We start from the raw sequence: 20,991 nt of genomic DNA, 5'->3' as shown, positions 1-20,991 counted from the left end.
GAGAATCGATATTTGAACTTGAAAGGAAGCGAATCCATATGCTGAGTGAAGCAACGATTGCGACGATCAAGTCGACGGTTCCGGTATTGGCGGAGCATGGAAGAGCGATTACAGAGCATTTCTATAAAAGATTGTTTAACAATCACCCAGAGCTGTTGAACCTATTCAATCACGCGCATCAGAGACAAGGACGGCAGCCGCAGGCACTAGCCAATGCGGTATACGCCGCTGCAGCGCATATCGATAATTTGCCGGCTATACTGCCTGCGGTACGTGTTATTGCCCATAAGCATCGGAGTCTTGGCATTAAAGCAGACCAGTATCCAATTGTAGGTGAAAATTTGCTGGCTGCCATTCGTGAGGTGCTGGGTGAGGCCGCGACGCCTGAAATTTTGGACGCATGGGCTGAAGCCTATGGCGTTATCGCTGACGTCTTCATCAAAGTGGAGGCTGAGATGTATGCTGAAGCGGAGAAGGAGGCAGGCGGTTGGGCAGATTTCCGACCGTTCGTTGTGGACCGTAAAGTAATTGAAAGCGAGCTTATCACTTCCTTCTATCTGATACCTCAGGACGGAGCAGCAATATCCGCGTTCCAACCGGGGCAATATGTAACGGTGAAAGTGAATGTTCCTGGGCATCCGCATACGGCGAACCGCCAGTACAGCCTGTCCTGTGAGCCGGGCAAGCCGTATTATCGGATAAGTGTGAAACGCGAGGAAGGCGGACTTGTATCGAATTATCTGCATCGCCAAGTCCAAGAAGGCGACGTGCTGGAGCTGTCCGCTCCTGCGGGTGAGTTCGTGCTTGACAGGGAAGACGGCCGGTCGGTCGTCCTGCTTAGCGGCGGTGTCGGTCTAACGCCGATGACGAGCATGCTGCATACGCTGGCATCGGATGCCGCCAGTGGCCGCCACCCTAAGCGGGCTGTCGTCTACCTGCATGCAGCGCTGAACGGAAGCGTCCATGCGCTGCGTGAAGAAGTGTTGGCGTCAGCCGACCGGATCGGTGAGTCTGCAAAGGTACGGTTCGTATATGAGCAGCCGACAGAGGAAGACCGTGCAGCTAACCGGTTCGACCGCGAGGGCCGAATCGATGCCGCTTACCTAGCAGCGGAGGCGCCAGCGGACGCCGTCTATTATATTTGTGGACCAGTGCCGTTCATGAAGGCTATGGTTGAGGCGCTGCAATCGCTCGGTATCGATAACGACCGTATTCGGTATGAGTTTTTTGGCCCGGCATCTCAACTGTAATCGTCAATTTATATAGCGTCGAAGCATTCGCCGCCAAGTGTCAGCCGCGCAGCAGCCGGTTGACGGTCTCGCGGCGAATGGATAGAAACTGACCGATCTCCTCCTGAGTGAGCAGATCGGTCAGTTTCGTTTCTGGCGGTACATAAGTCTCGATCCACCGCCGGAACGATTCCAGCTTGTCTGCCGGACTGCTGAGCGCAAGCTGGTCGATCCGCTCCTGCATCATGCGCAGCTTGCTCTGCAGCAGTCTCGCTACTTCCAGCGCCGCGGGAGCGTCAACGGCAAGCCGGGCATACCATTCGGCGGCCGGAATTCGTTCGACCTCGCTGGTGACAAGGGCAATAGCGGTGCCGTGATATGCTTTAGGGGATATGAGTGAATGATGGGGAATGACTTCCCCAGGAATAATAAAATTTAGTAAGAGCATAGCACCATCCTCGCGGACGCGGACAATCTTCAGCAAGCCGGAATGCAGCCGGAACAACGAGCCGGATTCACCCTGCCGAAATAATATCTCACCTCGATGCAGCAGCATAATGTTGCACCTCCTCAAGTAAGCATAACATACTCCAGGTTGGGACATCCTCAATTTGAATCTGATCATTGACTTGAACTAATTCTAAATTTATAATAATTATAAAATAATAACGATACCACTAACGGATGCTGATGCGACCGCTATTACGATAACGATAATATTCGCAACAAAGGATGACCGAATATGAAGCTTAATATGACGACCCAGAGACGGGCTGTATTGAATATTCTGCAGCAGTCGCATGATCACCCAACCGCGGCAGACGTAATGGAACGACTCCGTGAGCAGGGGCATATGTTTGCTTATGGCACGGTGTATAATTCACTGCGTTATTTGACAGAAGCAGGATTGGTTAAGGAGCTGAACCTTGGCGAGTCCGCTTCTCGATACGACGCTAGAACAGAGGATCACCATCATATCGTATGCGTACGATGCGGCCGCGTCGACGAAGTGACGACAGAGCTGCCGGCGGAATGGATGGCCCTAGCAGCGCAAGAGACCCAATATCAAGTGCATCACGCATCCGTGGTGCTCGAAGGAGTGTGTGTGGCATGTTCAGTTCAGAACGACAAGTAAACGATAGACTGCCCGCCGCCCGCCGCCGAATCATGATTGTTAGCGGGCGGCCCGTACCGATGCAGGAGGCGGTTAGTCTGCTCGTTGACGACGGCTTCGATGTTTTCATGACGCATCAGCTTCCGGAGTCCGCCTTCATCGTTCAGCTTGCTCCCGATATGCTGATTTGCGATTTGACGGGGGATTCGCCATACGTCCCTGTCTCCGCTTCAGACCGGCTTCTCGAGCCGTATGGACTGCCAGCTAAGCGCGTGCTGTTCCTTGTGACGGAGGATGTGCTTGCCAAACGTCTGGAAGAAGGGGCGGCAGACGAAATGCTGCTCTGGCCGGGCAGCGCGCAAGAGGTGCTGCTTCATGCAAGACGCATCGTTCAAGCGGCAGCTGTCGAGTATGGTTCGGCGACGGGCAGCAGCGTTAGTACGAATATACGGCGGTTCAAGGATTTGCTGATCGATACGGGCAGAATGAGCGTATATCGGGACAATCGGGAGCTGCGGCTGACGAGAACCGAATATGAGCTGCTGCTTGTGCTGTTGAACGCAGGTGGAAGCGTGCTGACGCGCGAGGCGATTACGGAGCGGATCTGGGGCAGTGCCTTGTTCAGCAGCAGCAACACGGTAGATGTCCATGTGAAGACGCTTCGCAAGAAGCTTGGGGACAACGCTATTTTCCCGAAATATGTCGCAACTGTACGGGGAGCGGGTTACCGGCTTGCTGATGAGCGCCCGTCATATCGTGCGGATTATAGTGCAAGCTTTGGCTAAGAGACTTTGTTCACCCATTTATTTAGATTAAGTCTAATTCTATGCATAATCGAGTCGGCCGCCGCATAACCGTTAGCCAGATGAGAGGAGTAGATGAGAGATGAACGAGCATCTGGCAACGAGTCAAGGAGTAAGGGAGCGCCTTCCGATGCGCGACCTTCATGCGAGAGGCGCTGGTGCACGGGGCATATTCGTCACCGAGCGGTCAATGGCGGCCTATACGAAGGCTCATTTTATTCAGATGGAAGGACAGAAGACGCCCGTGCTTGTGCGGTTCTCGCCAGTCACGCAAGGCTATGGCTCGCCTGAGACGGTACGCGATCTGCGCAGCTTTGCGGTTAAGTTTTATACGGAGGAAGGTGAATACGACATTGTCGGCAGTCATCTTCCTGTGTTTTTTATACGGGATGTGAGTAAGTATGATGAGCTGCTGCATTCATTGAAGCCGCTGCCGGACACGAAGCTTCCATCGCCAGACCGTTATTGGGATTTCATGACCCGATCACCGGAATCGGTTCATATGCTTACGTGGCTGTTCTCGAATGAGGGGACACCTGCGAACTACCGACAGATGAATGGCTGCAGCGTTCATGCGTTCAAATGGGTGAATGCTGAAGGCAAACAAACGTATGTGAAGTATCACTGGAAGCCTAAGCAAGGTACTGTAAACTTCACACCTTCGGAGGCAGCGGAGCTGCAGACCAGCGATTTCAGCCATGCCACTCGGGATCTGTATGCGTCGATTGAGCTTGGCCGCTGTCCGCAATGGGAGCTGTACGTCCAGCTGGCGGCGCGCGAAGCGGGGGAGGCGCTGCCGCCGCTAGCTTCGCTTGATCCTACGAAGGAGTGGCCTAAGGAGCAGTTCCCACTTGTGAAGGTCGGAACGATGACGTTAAATCAGAATCCAGTAAATTATTTCCTCGAAGTGGAGCAGTCCGCCTTCTCGGCGGGAACGCTTGTACCTGGCATTGAGCCGTCCGAGGACCCGCTGCTGTGCGGCCTTTTATTTACTCAATCGGATGGCAGCGGGCATCGAACGAGTGCCAGCCATTTGAGTATTCCCGTTCATGCTCCGAACGCGCTTGTTAGCCATAGTCGGCGTGTATCTAATGCCATACATGGCGATGAGCCGGAACGTAGGGAGCAAGCACAGGAGATGTCCGGCAGCCGGGTAAGGGCCCAAGGCATCTCCTCGTGCAGGCTTAGTGCGGCAGAAGATGATTTCGCCCAAGCCGGCGAGCGTTACCGTTCGCTGCCGGAGGAGGAGCGGGGGTGGCTCGTTCGCAATCTAGTCGATGAGCTGCGGAAGGTTGCTCATCAGACGCAGTTGCTCGCCGTACACAGCTTCTTCCGTGCGGATGAGCAATTTGGCAGCCGTATCGCCGCTGGGCTCGACATCGAGTTTGCGGAGCTCGTTCCGCGAAGTTAATTCAACAGCACCCCCCCGTCCTTCGCGCTAAGGACGGGGGGGTGCTGTTGTCTGCTTTTATGTATCGATCATGCTGTTGTTCAAGTGCAATGGCTTTCGCCGCGCAAGTGAATGTTAGCGGATTACTTGCGGCGCGTCAATATTTCGAGTAGGATGAAATTGGTCAATCGTTTGAAAATCATTCATGCAGAGCGGATTAAGATAAGTATTGGCGGGGGGAGGCACGAGCGATGCAGGTATCAGCGCAGCTCGTTCAATACGGTTCATTGTTTATGTCGATCGTCGCTGGGGCTACCATCATTGCAGTTCGTATGAAGGCTGCTAATAAGCCGACGTCGCTTCGTAAAATTATAATGCCGCCGGTTGGCATGTCGACCGGTTTTCTTATGTTCATATCGCCGCTGACGCATGTCTCACTGTTATGGGCGATTGTCGCGCTGGCCGCAGGCGTTGTTCTGTTCGCGCCACCGCTTATTGCAACGTCGCATTTTGAGCGGGTAGGGGATCAAATCTATTTGCGGCGTTCCCGTATGTTTATTTATTTTATTATTGGCTTGTTCATCATCCGTATTGCTTTGCACGACGTCGTGGAGCGGTACGTGACCGTTCCGCAGACAGGAGCGCTGTTCTTCCTGCTGGCATTCGGTATGCTTGTACCGTGGCGTCTAGCTATGCTGGTTCGTTACCGGCGTCTGGTGGAGCCCGATACGATCAGTTCTTAATTTGCATAATGCTCGTAACATGACAACGGCATCCTGACGTGCGCTTGACGCGCGACGGGATGCCCTATTTAGGTTATACGAACGACTAGCTGCCTGCTCTTCTGTGCTTGGCGAACAGCAGGTACAGGAAGAATGGAGCGCCGATTGCGGCGGTGAATACGCCAGCTGGAATGTCGCTCGGCAGCATAAGCGTGCGTCCGGCGAGGTCGGCTGTAAGCAGCAGGCAGGCGCCGACTAGGGCGGCCGCAGGAAGAAGTCTATCGAATTTCGGTCCGACGAGTCGGCGAGCTATATGCGGCGCCATCAAACCGATGAAGCCGATACCGCCGGCCATGCCGACAGCAGCCCCGGTCAAGCCAACGCTAATGACGAGCATGAGCAGTCGGGTTCGTTGCACTGGCGTGCCAATGCCGATTGCAAGACTGTCGCCGAGCTCTAGCGCATTCAAGAAGCGTGACATATAGATTGCGGCGAACAACAATACAACCGCCCAAGGCAGCAATGTCCAAATGTGCATCCAAGCTGTGCCGTACAGCGTACCTGTCATCCAGCCAAGTGCTTGCGAGGCCATATAAGGCGGACCGATTTTTAAAGCGAAGGTCGTGAGTGCTCCCATTGCGGTGGCTAGCGAAATGCCGATTAGAACGAACCGAAGCGGCGATATTCCGCGGCGCCATGCGGCCGCATAGTTGATGGCAGCCGTGACGAATGCGCCGAGGATAGCGAATAGAGGCACCCATTGAATGCTCAGTTTACCGCCGCTGAAGGTCAAGAACAGAATGGACGCAACCGTCGCTCCTCCGGAGATGCCGACGAGATCGGGCGAAGCGAGCGGATTGCGGACGAGCCCCTGCAGAATTGCCCCGGCAGCGGCGAGCGACGCGCCGACCAATACGGCCATCAGTACGCGCGGCAGTCGGAGCTTCACGATGATGAGCGATGAGCTTTCGTCCCCTACTCCTACTAATGCCTTGACAGCATTTCCAATCGGAATATATGTACTGCCTACGGCGACGCAGACGACGACGGTAGCGGTCGTAACGAAGGTCAATAGAATGAGTATCGATGTAAATTTAAGATTACGCATAGCTTCTCCTTCTGGCGACATAGATGAAGAACGGGACGCCGATCAACGCGGTTGCCACCCCAACCGGAAGCTCCTCCGGCTGAAGAATGAACCGGCTGATAGTATCAGCCGCCATAAGCAGCGAGGAGCCGAGCACGATCGAGTACGGAATGATCCAGCGGTAGTCGTGTCCGATCAGAAATCGGCTGATATGCGGAATAATGACCCCGACGAAAGCGATCGGGCCGGCCACGGCGACCGAAGAGCCTGCAAGCAGGACGACCAGTACAGTCATGACGGTGCGCACGAGTCCGATTCGAAGTCCGAGGCTGCGCGCGGTCTCTTCACCCATACTGAGCACATTGACTGACTTGGCCATGAAGAGCGCGCCTAGAAGTCCGGCAATCGTATAAGGAAGCACAGCATTTAGATGATGCAGATCCCGTCCGGAGACGGAACCGACGAGCCAGAGCAGGATATCGTCGAGCATCTTGTTCTGCTTGAGCAGGATACCCATTGTCCACGCCGAGGCGAATGCCGCGACGGCTGAGCCGGCAAGTGTGACTCGTATTGGCGTTTCGCCTTGGCTCTTGCTGACTGCACCCAGAGAGAATACGACGAGGGCGGTGACGGCCGAGCCAGCAAATGCGATTAAGATGAGCTGTGAGCTCGATAACGCGCCGCTGCCTGCAATGGACAGTGCGATGACGATAGCCAGAGCTGCTCCAGAGTTAATGCCCATAACAGAAGGCGAAGCGAGCGGATTGCGGGTCATCACCTGCATGAAGGCGCCAGCGACTGCCAAGCTGGCGCCAACGATGACAGCGATGGTCATGCGCGGAATCTGGATGTTACGAATGATAAGATCTGTATTCGAGCCGTCGAAGTGATTATAGGCATCTATGACTTGTGCTGGCGAATACGTGTGGCTCCCGTTGAATAGTAGACTGGCTGCCGCTGTCATGAGCATTAAGACAAAACCTAGAATCAGAAAGCCAGCTTTCTGACGGGTGCTTTTGAGTAAAGGATTCATTATGCGTTAGCTCCTGATTATGGAATGTCGATTGGTGATAATGTAATAATGCCTCTATTTTAGGAAAAGATGAACAGAGCGTCAATGATGTTGAGAATCATTGTCAATATTTTATTGACAGAGAACTTCACGGTGTACTAAGATACGATAGTGTCAGAATTGATAATCGTTATCATCTGAGGGTGAATTTTTTGGAGTAGATACAACGTGAACAAGGAGGAAGGTTGAAACAGATGAAGAATATGAAGAAGACTTGGCTTGGACTGTTCGCACTGATACTCGTATTCGCGGTCATTGCTGCAGGCTGCGGCAGCAAGGATGAGAAAAAATCAGAGAGCGGCACGGAAGCGGAAAGCGGCAGTGCTCAGACGGAAACAGTCCGTGAAATTTCGCATGCAATGGGCACGGCGAAGGTAGAAGGTACGCCGGAGCGTGTCGTCGTTCTGACGAATGAAGGGACAGAGGCGCTTCTAGCGCTCGGCGTGAAGCCAATCGGTGCGGTAGAGTCGTACGAAGGGGACCCGTGGTACCCGCATATTAAAGATCAAATGGAAGGTGTCGAGGTGCTTGGCAGCGAGTCGCAGCCGAACATCGAGCTGATCGCAAGCTTGAAGCCAGATCTAATTATCGGCAACAAGCTGCGCCAAGAGAAAGTATATGACCAATTGAATGCCATCGCGCCTACGGTTATGTCCGAGACGCTGCGCGGTGAATGGCAAGCGAACTTCAAGCTGTATGCAGAAGCACTGAACAAGAAGGAAGAAGGCGACAAGCTGCTGGCAGACTTCGCGAAGAAGATCGAGGATGCAAAGGCGACACTAGGAGACGATCTGAAGAAGAAAGTATCAATCGTTCGTTTTATGCCAGACAAAACACGTATCTACTACAATCAAACGTTCTCCGGCGTGATTCTCGAACAGATCGGTCTGGCTCGTCCGGAAGCTCAGTCGAAGGACGGCTTCGCAGATGACGTGAACAAAGACCGCATCCCAGATATGGACGGCGATATTCTGTTCTACTTCATGTACAATCCGGACGGCTCGGACACTACGCGGAAAGTGGCTGACGAGTGGATGAACGATCCGTTGTGGAAAAACTTATCCGTTGTGAAAAACAACAACGTGCATCTGGTAGACGATGCGATCTGGAACACGTCGGGCGGCATTCTCTCTGCGAACAAGATGGTTGAAGAGCTGCTGACTTATTTCAAATAAGACAAATGAAAGACTGCTTGGCGCTAATTGATTGCAATTGCGGCCGAAGCAGTCTTTTTGTTAGGCTTCTTGTACAGAGACAGCCGAAGAGCTTATTGGTTAAGCGATTTGCAGCAGACGTATGATTTCGCCGTCTATTATTTCTTCACTAACCTTCTTGAACCCTAGAGACTCGTACAGCTTTCCTGCAATAGAATTGTTCGGACGATGTCCAATCATAATTCTTGTGCAATTAGCAAGACTCATGAGCCCGATCAGAGCTTTCATTGCAGCTTTGCCATAACCTTTGCCTTGATGATTGGCGTCAATCATCAGGGCAGGAATCCAATAGTTATCATCCTGATCTGGCTTCGTGCAATACACAAGAAATCCTACCAGAACATCATCGTCGTAAATCGCACGCAAATCCCAATCATCCACATACTTAGATTCGGCAATCCAATAGACTACAGGTGCAGGAAAAACGGTAAGCTGCTCTGGCGTAACCTTAAGCTGGGTACATGCAAACCAGTTTTCAATAGATACTGGCTTTAAATGAATGGCCATACGAATTCCTCCCGAATTTCGTTTCGCAGAGGAATTCATCCTCTGCGATTATTGCGTAACCTTCCTTAAACCCAATGCATGATAGATTGTTGTCATATCACATCACTCCTCTCGAGATGTAAAGCACTAGTGCATAGTAGGCTTTATTCGCGTTTTATTCCATATCTCCTTCCTTTATTAGTGGAATTAAGCCATATTATGAGCAGGGCAAGACGATGTAGGATGTAGTTTGTTTGACAGCTCAGAAGGGCGTATGGTATCGTTACCGTATAAAAATTGTATGCAATTGAATTGCAGGCTTTTGAATGAATAACGAGAGGAAGGAGGGGCAGAACGTGACGGATTATCCAGTTCAATTAAAGCTGGAGCATCAGCTTTGTTTTGCTTTATACGCTTGCTCGCGTGAGATGACGAGGCTGTACCGGCCGTTTCTGGACGAACTCGGCCTCACGTATACGCAATATGTGACGCTGCTCGTGCTATGGGAGCACGACAATGTGAGCGTGAAGCAGTTAGGCGAGGAGCTTCTGCTCGATTCGGGAACGTTGACCCCGCTCTTGAAGAAGCTGGAGGCTGCGGGGCTTATTACGCGTACACGGGATGTGAAGGATGAACGGAGCGTACTTGTAGAGTTAACGGAGCAGGGCCGGGCGCTTCGAGACCGCGCGACTGACATTCCAGAGAAAGTTTTTTGCCAGACGGGCTTGTCGATGGAGGAAGGGAATGGCCTGCGCGAGAAGCTGCAGCAGCTTGTACGGGAAATGCAGGAGACTTAAGCCTTAGGCAGAGCCGATGAGAAGACGTTATAATAACATATGGGAATAGATGGGTTTAAGCGGGCAGCCTCATATGCGGTTCGCAAATTATACTCTATTGGAGGAATCTATAATGAGCGTATATGATTACACGGTTAACAATGCGAAGGGCGAACCGGTCAGTCTGTCAGCGTATAAAGGAAAGGTGCTCGTTATCGTCAATACGGCGAGCCAATGCGGACTGACGCCGCAGTACGAGGGGCTTCAAGAGCTTTATGAGAAGTATGCGCCGCGGGGTTTGGAAATTCTCGGATTCCCGTGCAACCAGTTTGGGGGGCAGGAGCCGGGCTCGAACGATGAAATTCAATCGTTCTGCACACTGAACTATGGGGTTACGTTCCCGATCCTCGCGAAAGTCGATGTAAGGGGCGAGACAGCGATTCCGCTGTTCCGCTATTTGTCGGACGCCGCACCGGTCGAAGCGCCGGAAGGCGAAGTGCAGGATAACGATCCGAAGTGGAACTTCACGAAGTTCGTCATTGATCGGGAAGGACAAGTCGCTGCCCGGTTCGAGCCAAGGCAGACGCCTGAATCCATGGAGGAATTAATTTCCGGGTTGTTGGGGTAAACGTTAATATTATATGATGGGAAGGTTGCCGAGTGAAGCGCTCGGCAACCTTTTTGTTTCGTTCCGCAATGCCTATTTCCAAACGACCTTCGCCGCGTAAAGAGAACCAAGTCGACAGACCGCGCTGTGCCGGCATTCATAAATAGAGAAAAATTTCACCAGATTACGATTGTGCGGCTCTAATAAGGGGGGGCGTTCATACGCGGGATCGATAATTCTCCCAACGGATGTGCTAATGCTCGGACACAACGCCGCCTGCATGGCAGGGGCGAATGCCGGGAGCGGCGCATCGCTGTGAAGGGCTTGGAATTGATTGGCGGTAAACGGGGACAATACAACTAGAACAGACAGCTTACTGCTAAGAAGGTGGAGAGATGGAACAGAAGAAGCCGCTTGTTCACTCTGGGGAAGAGGTGGCTGGAGGAAAGGCGGAACGCTTCTCGAGGTCGGGGTTTATTTTGGCAGCGATCGGAAGCTCGGTTGGTCTTGGGAACATGTGGAAGTTTCCGTACATAACCGGATTATATGGGGGAGCAGCGTTCTTCCTGCTGTTCGTGATTTGCTTGCTCGTTATCGGAATCCCGGTGCTCATGGCGGAAATGACGATTGGACGAGCTGGTCGAGGAAGTCCAGCTGTATCGTTAGTTAGACTGAGCGGGAAAAAAATATGGGGCGGCTTTGGGCTGCTATCCATACTTGGCGCGTTCTTCATTATGTCGTTCTATGCTGTCGTGGCCGGCTGGACGCTTCACTACGCGGTGCTGACGTTCGGTGGCGGGCTCGGCAAGGGAACGGATTTTGAGGGAGCGTTCTTCGATTTTATCGGCGGTTTTCAGCCGCTGGTGTGGCAATTTATTGTCATGACCGTGACGGGCTGGATCGTCATTCGAGGGGCTTCGGGCATCGAGAAGTTTAATAAAGTATTGATTCCGGCGCTCGTTGTGATCTTGTTATTTCTTATGGTTCGCGTGCTTATGCTGGACGGAGCGGGAGCGGGAGTCGAATTTTTCTTGAAGCCTGACTTCAGCAAGCTGACGAATGAGTCGGTGCTAGTGGCGCTCGGTCACGCTTTCTTCTCGCTGTCGCTTGGAATGGGCACGATGCTTACATATGGAGCCTACGTGGATCGGCAGCAGTCGCTTGGCGCGGCCTCGCTGGCGGTTGGCGGAGGCGATTTGCTGTACGCGCTGCTTGCGGGACTGATTATTTTCCCGACGACGTTCGCGTTCGGCATTGAGCCAGGGCAAGGACCAGGACTCGCATTCATCGCGCTTCCTGCGGCGTTCTCGGCGATGCCGGCGGGATGGCTGTTCGGCGGATTGTTCTTTATTCTGCTTGCTATCGCAGCCTTGACGTCTTGCGTATCGCTGCTCGAAGTGCCTGTTGCTTACTCGATGGACCGCTGGAATTGGGGACGACCGAAAGCGACTATCGTAACGACTGTGCTTTGCTTCCTTGTTGGCATACCGTCGGCCATCTCTGTCGGCGGAGCAGTTGGCGGCTTGCATTGGGGTCTGCGGTCATTCTTCGACTGGACCGATTTTATCGCCTCGAACATCATTCTTCCGCTTGGCGGCCTGATCGTCACGATCTTCGTCGGGTACGTATGGCGAGAGGCGGGCAAGGAAGCGGGGCTAACGGCAGGCTGGTTCACGATCTGGCTGTTCATTCTGCGTTATATTGCACCGGTTCTAATTGTGCTGGTGTTCTTGCATACGTCGGGAATTTTGAAGTTCTAGGGGAGAACAGCGACAGGGCATTTCACCGTCATCGTTCGATGTCAGTGGAATGCCCTGTTTGTGCTGTGCCGCTTTGTCCGTTCAGATCGCCTCTGGCTGCTTCTTGCGGCCGGTGAATTGGCTTTCATACAGCTCGGCGTAGAAGCCGCGCTGTGCGAGCAGCTCTTCGTGCGTCCCTTGCTCGATAACAGCGCCTTGATTCATGACAAGAATGCGGTCGGCATCTCGGATCGTCGACAGGCGGTGTGCGATGACGAAGCTCGTGCGTCCTTCCATCAGCGCGTTCATCGCTTGCTGGATATGCACCTCAGTCCGTGTATCGACGCTGCTCGTTGCCTCGTCGAGAATGAGAATTTGTGGGTCGGCGAGGATAGCACGGGCGATTGTGAGCAGCTGCTTCTGTCCCTGCGAGATGTTCGACGCTTCCTCATTCAATATCGTATCGTAGCCGTCAGGCAGCGTCCGAATGAAATGGTCGGCATACGCGGCCTTGGCGGCCCGGATAACGTCTGTCTCAGATGCGCCCTCGCGCCCGTATGCGATATTGTCCCGGATCGTGTCATTGAACAGCCACGTATCCTGCAGCACCATACCGAAATTGCTGCGCAGCTCGCCGCGTGACATTGCGGTAATATCGGTGCCATCGATTGTAATACGCCCGCCGTTAAGCTCGTAGAACCTCATGAGCAGGTTGATCAGCGTCGTCTTGCCGGCTCCGGTCGGTCCGACGATCGCAATCGTCTGCCCTGGCTTGACGTCGATATTTAAGTCCTTCATCAGCGGAGCCTCTTCCTTGTAGCCGAACTGAACATGCTCGAAGCGTACCTCACCCTTCGATGCTTTCACAAGTGATGGCACGGAAGCGGAAGGCTCCTGTACTTCTTCCTCTTCATCCAGCAGCTCGAATACGCGTTCCGCAGAGGCGATCGTCGATTGAATGATGTTGGCGATCTGCGCCGTCTGCGTAATCGGCATCGTAAACTGGCGGGAGTAGGATATGAACGCCTGAACATCGCCGACGGTAATGGTCTTATGCAGCACGAGTACGCCGCCAACGACGCTGACGAGCACGTATCCGATATTGCCGATGAAGCCCATGAGCGGCATGATGATGCCGGAGATGAACTGGGCCCGCCAACCGGATTGATACAGCTGCTCGTTGACGGCGTCGAACTTGGCGACGGCCGTTTCTTCTCGTCCGTAGGCTTTGACGATCGCGTGACCGGTGAACATCTCCTCGACATGTCCATTCAATTCGCCAAGCGACTTCTGCTGGCCGACGAAATGCCGCTGCGATTTGCCTGCGACCATCTTAATGACGATGAAGCTGAGCGGCAGCGTAATGACTGTCATGAGTGTCAGGAGCGGACTAATCGTCAGCATCATGATGACGATCCCGATCAGCGTAACGATTGAGGTAATAAATTGCGTCAAGCTTTGCTGCAGCGTGCTGCTAATGTTGTCGACGTCGTTAACGGCGCGGCTGAGCACTTCGCCGTGCGTACGGCCGTCGAAAAATTTAAGCGGCAGCTTGGCAAGCTTCGCATTGACGTCCTCGCGTATGCCATATACGGTCTTCTGTGCTACGCCAGCCATAATGTACTGCTGGAGGAAGCTGAATAGGGTGCTGATAATGTACAAAACGCCTAACGTCAGCAGAATTCGGCTGATCGCGTCGAAGTCGATGGCTGCGCCGGGCTCTCCATTTATTTTGGCCATGAGTCCCTCGAACAGCTTGGTCGTTGCTTCACCCATAATCTTCGGACCAAGGATCGAGAATACGGTACTAAGCACTGCGGTCAGGAGAACGATCAGCAGCGAGAATCGATACGGGCGCAGATAGCCAAGCAATCGGCGGAACGTGGCTTTAAAGTTTTTGGCCTTCTGGCCGGGCATCATCATACCCGGGGGACCGCCAGGCGGTCGATGACCTCCATGACCTCCATGCCCTCCGGGCCGATGACCACTTGGTCCGCCTCGATCGGCCGATTGGAGCGGCTCTAGCCTCTTATCGTTCATCATTGGATTCAAGCTCATGCGATCTCCTCCTCTGACAGCTGCGACGCCACGATCTCGCGGTATACCGGATTATTGTCAAGCAGCTCGCGGTGCGTTCCGATCCCCGCGATGCGGCCTTCGTCTAGAACGATAATGCGGTCGGCGTCCATGACGGTGCTGACGCGCTGGGCGACAATAATGACGGTGGCGTCGGTCGTCTCCGGACGGAGTGCGGCGCGCAGCTTGGCGTCGGTCTTAAAGTCGAGCGCCGAGAAGCTGTCGTCGAACAGGTAGATCGCCGGCTTGCGGACAAGCGCGCGAGCGATAGACAGCCGCTGCTTCTGACCGCCCGATACGTTAGTGCCGCCCTGGGAGATGATCGATTCGTAGCCGTCGGCCATACGCCCGATGAAGTCGGCAGCCTGTGCAACCTCAGCGGCATGACGAATCTGCTCGTCTGTTGCTTCCTCGTATCCAAATCGAATGTTGTCGGCGATTGTGCCGGTGAACAGCATCGCCTTCTGCGGTACGAGACCGATCATCGAACGCAGCTGCTGCTGAGCCATCTGACGAACATCGGTGCCATTGATGAGTACCGAGCCTTCGCTGACATCATAGAAGCGAGGAATTAGATTGATCAGCGTCGACTTGCCGGAGCCGGTACCGCCGATAATGGCTGTTACTTCACCTGGCGAGGCTTTGAAGCTGATCTTTTCCAGTGCGTGCATCTCCGCACCCGGATATCGGAATGAGACGTCGCGGAATTCGACGGTGCCGCGTACGGCTTGCTGGCTGCTATCCGTGCTGGCTTGCGCTTCAGATGGGTCTGTTATATCGGGCTTCATGTCGAACACCTCTTGAATGCGCGCGGCGGAAGCGGAAGCGCGCGGCACCATAACGAACATCATCGAGGCAAACATGAGGGCAAACAAAATCTGCCAGGCGTATTGAATAAATGCCATCAGGTCACCGACCTCCATGGCGCCGTTGTCGATCCGCATGCCGCCGAACCATAAAATCGCGATGCTGGCGATGTTCACGATCAGGAACATCAGCGGCATCAGCGCTGCCATCATTCGGTTGACCTTGATCGCCGTATCGGTAAGCGAGCTATTCGCTTGCGTAAACCGCTGCTGCTCATGGCCGGTCCGGTTGAAGGCACGAATAACCCGTATGCCTGTCAAATGCTCGCGCAGCACAAGGTTCAACTGATCGAGCCGCTTCTGCTGCAGCTTGAACAGCGGGAGCGTCCGGCTGGAGATGATCAGAATAATTAAAGCGACGACAGGCACGATAGCAATAATAATCGTAGACAGCTTCACGTCGCGGGTGAGTGCCATAATAATACCGCCGAAGCACATCAATGGCGCCATAACCATGACGCGCATCATCATGGTCAATACTTGCTGAACCTGCGTGATGTCGTTCGTCGTTCGCGTAATGAGCGAGGCAGTGCCAAGCTGGTCGAATTCATGCAGAGAGAACTTCTCGACATGAGCGAACAAGCGGCTGCGCAGATCGCGACCGAAGCCGCCTGCCGCTTTCGCCGATAAGTAGCTGGCGCCGACCGAGCAAGCTGCGCCGATGAGCGCAACAAGCAGCATAAGGCCGCCGACGCGCCAAATATATGGGGTGTCGCCGGTAACGACGCCTTTATCGACAATGTCTGCGAGTAAGGTTGGTAAGTACAGGTCGGAGAGTGATTGGAGAAACACGAATACGATAACGAGCAGCACCGCCATACGGTACGGCTTCAAGTAACGGAGAAGCTTTATCATATCGTTCGATTCACCTCATTATAAGGAAGTGGAGAGTGATTGGGCCTCGCTTCATCTACAGGTCGTTCGGCGTTGGCCGCGCATGAAATGTTGTTATGTTCATAGAAACGAAATACGTCCTCCAGCAACGAGACGAGCTGGCGGCTTCGTTCAATTCCGAGATAATCGGTCAGTCTTGTGACGGTGCTCATCATCATTTGCCGTGCGCGCAGCGTCATCTGTTCTCCCTCGGGCGTTAGCCGAATACGTACCGCACGGCGGTCGCTCGGATCGCGATGGCGTTCGAGCAGCCCACGAGCTTCGAGCACATTAACCATCTGGGTAACGGTCGGCATTGTAACATTAAGCGAACGAGCGAGGTCGGAAGCCTTCGGCCCATTCGGATCAATCTTCGTGCATTGGCGGGTATGAAACAGCAGAATCATCTCGCTCTTCGTATAACCGTCGCTTGCCTTCAGTCCGGTCCAGTTCAGTTGCTTGAACTGACGCAGGGAGCGAATGAGATCATGGGAAAGCTGCTGTTGCTCATCCAATCGATATTGTCCCTCCTTCATATTGTCTACAGATATATTTTAATTAGCTAAACTAATTATATTCGTGCGATTATTTTAACGTCAATCCGCCTTGAGCTGTATTATTTCATCGTATCTATTTATAAAATGCTAGTGAGTTGTGTATTATAAGAGGATAGGAACTTGCTGCAGGAAAGGTTGGTCGTCATGGAAAATAAAACTGCATCCTCGAACTTCATCCGAAACATCGTCGTAGAAGATTTGGACAAAGGTAAGGTAAAGGAAATTGTTACTCGTTTCCCGCCTGAGCCGAATGGTTACCTTCACATCGGTCATGCAAAATCAATCTGCCTTAATTTCGAATTGGCAGACGAATTTAAGGGACGGACCAATTTGCGGTTCGACGATACGAATCCGGTAAAGGAGGATACGGAGTACGTCGAGTCCATCAAGCAGGATGTTCAATGGCTCGGCTTCGAATGGGATGAGCTTCGCTACGCCTCCGATTATTTCGAAGAAATGTACAATCGTGCCGTGCTGCTCATTAAGAAGGGCAAAGCGTTCGTCTGTGACTTGTCCGCTGAGCAAATGCGCGAGACGCGCGGTACGCTGACGGAGCCGGGCCAAGAAAGCCCATACCGCAACCGCACGGTGGAAGAAAACCTTGATCTATTCGCGCGCATGCGTGCTGGCGAATTTAAGGACGGCGAGCGTGTGCTGCGGGCGAAGATCGATATGGCTTCCCCTAACATTACGATGCGAGATCCGGTGCTGTACCGGATTGCTCACGCTCATCATCACCGGACGGGCGACGCATGGTGCATCTATCCGATGTACGACTACGCGCACCCGATCAGCGACGCGATCGAAGGGGTTACGCACTCGATCTGTACGCTGGAGTTCGAGGACCATCGTCCGCTGTATGATTGGACGATTAGGGAATGTGAGATGGAATCGACTCCGCGTCAATATGAGTTTGCCCGTCTGAACATTACGAATACCATTATGAGCAAGCGTTACTTGAAGTCGCTTGTTGATGGCGGCATCGTCGACGGATGGGACGATCCGCGCATGCCGACGATTAGCGGCCTCCGCCGCCGCGGCTTTACGCCGGAAGCGCTGCGCGCTTTCTGCCGGGAGATCGGTGTGGCACGGGCTAATAGCTTGGTCGATGAGCGGATGCTGGAGCATTTTATCCGGGAAGATTTGAAGCTGAAGACGCTGCGCACAATGGCGGTCGTGCGGCCTTTGAAGGTCGTAATTACGAACTATCCGGAAGGCCAAGTCGAAATGCTTGAGGCTGAGAATAACTCGGAGAATGAAGAGCTGGGTATGCGTATGATTCCGTTCTCCCGTGAAATCTATATCGAACAGGACGATTTCATGGAGGTACCGCCGCCGAAATACCACCGCTTGTACCCAGGCAATGAGGTGCGTCTCAAGCATGCGTACTTCATTAAGTGCGAAGAAGTGATTAAGAACGATGCAGGCGAGGTTATCGAGCTGCGCTGCACGTACGATCCAGAGACGAAGAGCGGATCAGGCTTCACGGGACGCAAGGTGAAAGGAACGATCCACTGGGTAGAGGCGTCTTCGGCGAAGGCAGCGGAATTCCGCCACTTCGAGCCGCTGCTTATCGATGACGAGTCCAATGCGGATAAGCCGTTCTTGGAACGGATTAATCCGAACTCGCTCGAGACGCTGCAAGGGTTCGTCGAGGAGGGCTTAGCAAGCTCAGTGGGCGGGGATAAGTTCCAATTCTTCCGTCACGGCTACTACAACGTCGATCCGAAGCTATCCGCACAGGGCAAGCTGGTGTTTAACCGGATTGTATCACTGAAGAGCTCGTTCGATCCGAAGAAATAATAAAAACGCGACCGGCAGGCTTAAAGCTTGCCGGTCGCGTTTTTCGCTTGAAGCGGGTGTGGATTAGAGTCGTCCCGCAATTAACTCGTTTAATCGCTGTTCCTCCTCCGGATCAAACGAGATTAAGATGCTGCGCAGATCTTCATTGATTTGTCCAGTTGCATTCAAGGCTGCCAGATAAGTTCTTATCACGTCTAATATTGATTGTTTCACTGCGTCTTCGACATTCGGGTTCGATAGGCTGCTCAAATCTCCGGTCGCTACAGGACTTGTCCATTCAATCGCGCCAGCGTAGTCGCCGCGGCCGTATGCCACCAAGCCCATTGCATAACGAATTGCCGGCGTAATTTCGAATGCGCGGCCCTGCAATTGCTCTGGAGGAAGCTTCTTTAATTCCTCGATTCGGTCAAGCACCACTTCATACAGTTCATCAACACGTGTCCAGCGTTGATCTCGAACTTCCGGTTGTTCCCTATGAATGTTCCATCCGCTCGAAGCGTATTCGTCCATCGCGTCGCCATATACTTCAATTGACCATTTGAATTTGTTGATGCGCTCTTCGTACAAGGCAAGCACGGCGTCTTCCTGACCGATCATTTTTGCGTAGTCAATTTTGCTGCTAAGTGTATCAGGGTCATATGGATTAGCTTTGTACAGCTTATCTAGTAACTGGCCAGCCTTTTCAAGATAGTCAGAATGACTGGTATCCGCCTGATATACCTGCATATACCAGGTAGCGGCGGTCAGGCTGTATGGCACTTTATTCGGGTCTGCATTTATTGCTTTATTGAGCGGCTTAATGACCTCACTAAACGGCTTTTGTGATTGAGCCAGCTTCAGGGCTTGCTCATAGTTAGCACGGGCCCCCATTTGTTGACCTACGTAGATAGTAACGGCAATGGAGAGCAGTATCATTACAGATGGTAGTACGATTGGGAGCTTTAATTTGCTGTTAATAGAGACATTGTTCGTCTTAGACGAATCGGCCACGTTCGGGAAGGCAGCGGAAATTGCTCCAAGACAAGTAAAGAAAGTGACGAGCATAAGGACGTAGCTCATGTCGAAATCAATTAAGCTGTGAGAAATTATAGCCAGCGCTATAATAAACAGCACAAAATGACTGCTGCGCTTCTCTGGATTGCGGATATACCCGCGAATGTACATGAACAAAATACCTGCTATAAGAATGAGATGGGCGAGTAACCCGATCCAACCTGTTTCTACGAGTACCTGTATGAAGTAGTTATGAGTTTGCTGGCTGGAATAAGGGTTGTTCTGATATTGCTGATACAAAGCTATCCATCCGCCGCCGCCTGCTCCCAAGATCGGATAGTCGGCTGATATTTTCATTGCATCCTTATAGAATGTGCTGCGCTCCAGTACACTATGCTGGTTAAAGTTAATGTTCTCAATCCGCTCAGCGATGGAAGGTGGCAGAACACTACGAACTGCCCCGCTGCCGAGCACGAGTGCTGCCCCGATCGCCAGCAGAATGATCAGCAGCGCTGGAACAGCGAAAAAGGATATTGTTCGGCCGTTAAAACGTGCAAGCTTGTTATCTAGCGCAAGCTCAAGCTTGTCATGTAGAAACCAGCTTAATAGCGCTACGATGACGCTGACGCCAAGCATAGGCAGCCACCCGGACCAGGACAGCTTGTCAAACATATTGAATAGATCGACGTTGCCTTGATTGGCGCTAGGAATGATTTGCGCGGCGATTTCGAGCATATTCGAGTCAATTTTACTTAGAATGATAAGGGATGCGCCTGTGGATATAATCATGTACAATAAAAGAATAATCTGCTTCGAAATGCGAAGAAATGGAAGCAGGCACAGAATTAACACGGGAAGCAGCAACAATGCGGCCCGTGACAACGTCAGCATAAATGATACAAAAATAGGTACAAGCATTAACGCATGTACGGAACGCCAGTAACGATTTTTGACATGTGCAGCGTAATACAGTGCAACGAGAAACAGCGCGATAAGGAGCGCGGCATAAGTATTCGAGTATTGGAGTACGGAAGTGAGACGGAATTGGCCGGGCATCGCTTCCCATAATGCATCTTTCTTGTAAGCTATACCGAATACGTTAAGCAATCCATATATCACGATGATATAGCCGGAACCGACGATAGACCATTCCAAGATGCGCTGTCCGATTGCTTGGCGGGATACGAACGCTGCTGCTGCAAAGAACAAGGCTGCAATTGCAGTGATGAATACCATCCACTTTGCGTCATGCTTTGATACCGCACCGAGAGAAGATATCCAATAGCATAATGGAATAATCCAGGCAGCGAGGGGCATTAATTTCGTTTCACCCAACGATTTGCGCATGACTATTATGACTAACCATAAACCTATAGATACTAGTGAAGCGTAAAGCGCTGCGTTTAGGATCGGACGTTCAAATCCGAACGAGAGGCTGTTGAACAAGCCTGCCTTGTACGGGAACAGGATGAACCAGAGGCCGAGTACAAGGGAGGCTGTCGTAGTGAAGATTGACTGTTCTTTTGAATTTGTGTTCAGTTGCTGCGAACGACTCTTCCTCATAAAACATAAGCTCCTTAATCA

18 protein-coding genes are annotated in these 20,991 nt (G+C 52.6%); 10 read left to right on the top strand and 8 right to left on the bottom strand.

Annotated features, from left to right (window positions below):
- The first annotated feature begins 38 nt into the window (after positions 1 to 38).
- Positions 39 to 1,250, top strand: a complete 1,212-nt coding sequence (gene hmpA / locus PXY01_RS08385; RefSeq protein ID WP_127569233.1) for an NO-inducible flavohemoprotein — start codon at positions 39 to 41, stop codon at positions 1,248 to 1,250.
- A gap of 40 nt (positions 1,251 to 1,290) precedes the next feature.
- Here the strand turns inward: hmpA and PXY01_RS08380 are convergent, their stop codons facing one another.
- A complete protein-coding gene (locus PXY01_RS08380) occupies positions 1,291 to 1,785 on the bottom strand; it encodes a Crp/Fnr family transcriptional regulator (protein ID WP_127569231.1) in 495 nt (164 codons plus the stop codon).
- A 186-nt stretch (positions 1,786 to 1,971) separates the two neighbouring features.
- On the opposite strand from PXY01_RS08380, the gene PXY01_RS08375 reads away from it, so the two are divergent.
- The 4 genes from PXY01_RS08375 to PXY01_RS08360 all read left to right on the top strand — a co-directional run bounded on the left by PXY01_RS08375 (position 1,972) and on the right by PXY01_RS08360 (position 5,279).
- Entirely contained in the window at positions 1,972 to 2,364 is a 393-nt protein-coding gene (locus PXY01_RS08375; RefSeq protein ID WP_127569229.1) for a Fur family transcriptional regulator, read from the top strand.
- Positions 2,340 to 3,128 carry a response regulator transcription factor gene (locus tag PXY01_RS08370; protein WP_164744343.1) on the top strand — a complete coding sequence of 263 codons (789 nt, stop codon included), beginning with the start codon at positions 2,340 to 2,342 and terminating at the stop codon, positions 3,126 to 3,128. The genes PXY01_RS08375 and PXY01_RS08370 overlap by 25 nt, the downstream gene beginning before the upstream one ends.
- Before the next feature lie 100 nt (positions 3,129 to 3,228).
- The gene (locus PXY01_RS08365; protein ID WP_127569225.1) at positions 3,229 to 4,557 is read left to right on the top strand and encodes a catalase; all 1,329 of its coding nucleotides are present in this window, start codon (positions 3,229 to 3,231) and stop codon (positions 4,555 to 4,557) included.
- 230 nt (positions 4,558 to 4,787) lie between these two features.
- Complete coding sequence (locus PXY01_RS08360; RefSeq protein ID WP_127569223.1) at positions 4,788 to 5,279, top strand: CcdC family protein; 492 nt, start codon at positions 4,788 to 4,790, stop codon at positions 5,277 to 5,279.
- Positions 5,280 to 5,364: 85 nt separating this feature from the next.
- Here the strand turns inward: PXY01_RS08360 and PXY01_RS08355 are convergent, their stop codons facing one another.
- Together PXY01_RS08355 and PXY01_RS08350 are read right to left on the bottom strand one after the other, a co-directional pair.
- Positions 5,365 to 6,366: a FecCD family ABC transporter permease gene (locus PXY01_RS08355; protein WP_127569221.1), complete on the bottom strand. Its 1,002-nt coding sequence runs from the start codon at positions 6,364 to 6,366 to the stop codon at positions 5,365 to 5,367.
- Positions 6,359 to 7,378, bottom strand: a complete 1,020-nt coding sequence (locus tag PXY01_RS08350) for a FecCD family ABC transporter permease (protein WP_127569219.1) — start codon at positions 7,376 to 7,378, stop codon at positions 6,359 to 6,361. Before PXY01_RS08350 ends, PXY01_RS08355 begins: the two co-directional genes overlap by 8 nt.
- Positions 7,379 to 7,611: 233 nt before the next feature.
- Between PXY01_RS08350 and PXY01_RS08345 the strand changes: the two genes are divergently transcribed.
- Positions 7,612 to 8,592 (top strand): ABC transporter substrate-binding protein, encoded by a 981-nt coding sequence (locus PXY01_RS08345; RefSeq protein WP_246027855.1) that lies wholly within the window; start codon positions 7,612 to 7,614, stop codon positions 8,590 to 8,592.
- 99 nt (positions 8,593 to 8,691) lie between these two features.
- On the opposite strand, the gene PXY01_RS08340 is transcribed toward PXY01_RS08345, so the two are convergent.
- A complete protein-coding gene (locus tag PXY01_RS08340) occupies positions 8,692 to 9,138 on the bottom strand; it encodes a GNAT family N-acetyltransferase (protein WP_174721815.1) in 447 nt (148 codons plus the stop codon).
- Between the two features lie 335 nt (positions 9,139 to 9,473).
- Here PXY01_RS08340 and PXY01_RS08335 point away from each other — a divergent pair, with 335 nt between their 5' ends.
- The 3 genes from PXY01_RS08335 (at position 9,474) to PXY01_RS08325 (ending at position 12,260) form a co-directional block, all read left to right on the top strand.
- Positions 9,474 to 9,914 carry a MarR family winged helix-turn-helix transcriptional regulator gene (locus PXY01_RS08335; protein ID WP_246027840.1) on the top strand — a complete coding sequence of 147 codons (441 nt, stop codon included), beginning with the start codon at positions 9,474 to 9,476 and terminating at the stop codon, positions 9,912 to 9,914.
- A gap of 112 nt (positions 9,915 to 10,026) precedes the next feature.
- Complete coding sequence (locus tag PXY01_RS08330) at positions 10,027 to 10,521, top strand: glutathione peroxidase (protein WP_127569215.1); 495 nt, start codon at positions 10,027 to 10,029, stop codon at positions 10,519 to 10,521.
- 374 nt (positions 10,522 to 10,895) lie between these two features.
- Positions 10,896 to 12,260: a sodium-dependent transporter gene (locus PXY01_RS08325; RefSeq protein ID WP_127569213.1), complete on the top strand. Its 1,365-nt coding sequence runs from the start codon at positions 10,896 to 10,898 to the stop codon at positions 12,258 to 12,260.
- A gap of 81 nt (positions 12,261 to 12,341) precedes the next feature.
- Here PXY01_RS08325 and PXY01_RS08320 read toward each other — a convergent pair whose 3' ends face one another.
- Genes PXY01_RS08320 through PXY01_RS08310 form a run of 3 tightly spaced genes read right to left on the bottom strand, consistent with a single transcriptional unit; the run spans position 12,342 to position 16,569 of the window.
- Positions 12,342 to 14,279 carry an ABC transporter ATP-binding protein gene (locus tag PXY01_RS08320; RefSeq protein ID WP_127569527.1) on the bottom strand — a complete coding sequence of 646 codons (1,938 nt, stop codon included), beginning with the start codon at positions 14,277 to 14,279 and terminating at the stop codon, positions 12,342 to 12,344.
- A 14-nt stretch (positions 14,280 to 14,293) separates the two neighbouring features.
- On the bottom strand, positions 14,294 to 16,036 hold the full coding sequence (locus PXY01_RS08315; RefSeq protein ID WP_127569211.1) for an ABC transporter ATP-binding protein: 1,743 nt from the start codon (positions 16,034 to 16,036) through the stop codon (positions 14,294 to 14,296).
- A complete protein-coding gene (locus tag PXY01_RS08310; RefSeq protein WP_164744342.1) occupies positions 16,033 to 16,569 on the bottom strand; it encodes a MarR family winged helix-turn-helix transcriptional regulator in 537 nt (178 codons plus the stop codon). The genes PXY01_RS08315 and PXY01_RS08310 overlap by 4 nt, the downstream gene beginning before the upstream one ends.
- A gap of 186 nt (positions 16,570 to 16,755) precedes the next feature.
- Between PXY01_RS08310 and PXY01_RS08305 the strand changes: the two genes are divergently transcribed.
- Positions 16,756 to 18,414 (top strand): glutamine--tRNA ligase/YqeY domain fusion protein, encoded by a 1,659-nt coding sequence (locus tag PXY01_RS08305; protein WP_127569208.1) that lies wholly within the window; start codon positions 16,756 to 16,758, stop codon positions 18,412 to 18,414.
- 63 nt (positions 18,415 to 18,477) lie between these two features.
- Here PXY01_RS08305 and PXY01_RS08300 read toward each other — a convergent pair whose 3' ends face one another.
- Positions 18,478 to 20,970 carry an O-antigen ligase family protein gene (locus PXY01_RS08300; protein WP_127569206.1) on the bottom strand — a complete coding sequence of 831 codons (2,493 nt, stop codon included), beginning with the start codon at positions 20,968 to 20,970 and terminating at the stop codon, positions 18,478 to 18,480.
- Between the last annotated feature and the right edge of the window lie 21 nt (positions 20,971 to 20,991).

This window comes from Paenibacillus xylaniclasticus (assembly GCF_004001065.1).
Taxonomy (GTDB): domain Bacteria; phylum Bacillota; class Bacilli; order Paenibacillales; family Paenibacillaceae; genus Paenibacillus_T; species Paenibacillus_T xylaniclasticus.
Note: the sequence above shows the minus strand (reverse complement) of the source record. Positions and strands in the feature narration are given on the sequence as shown.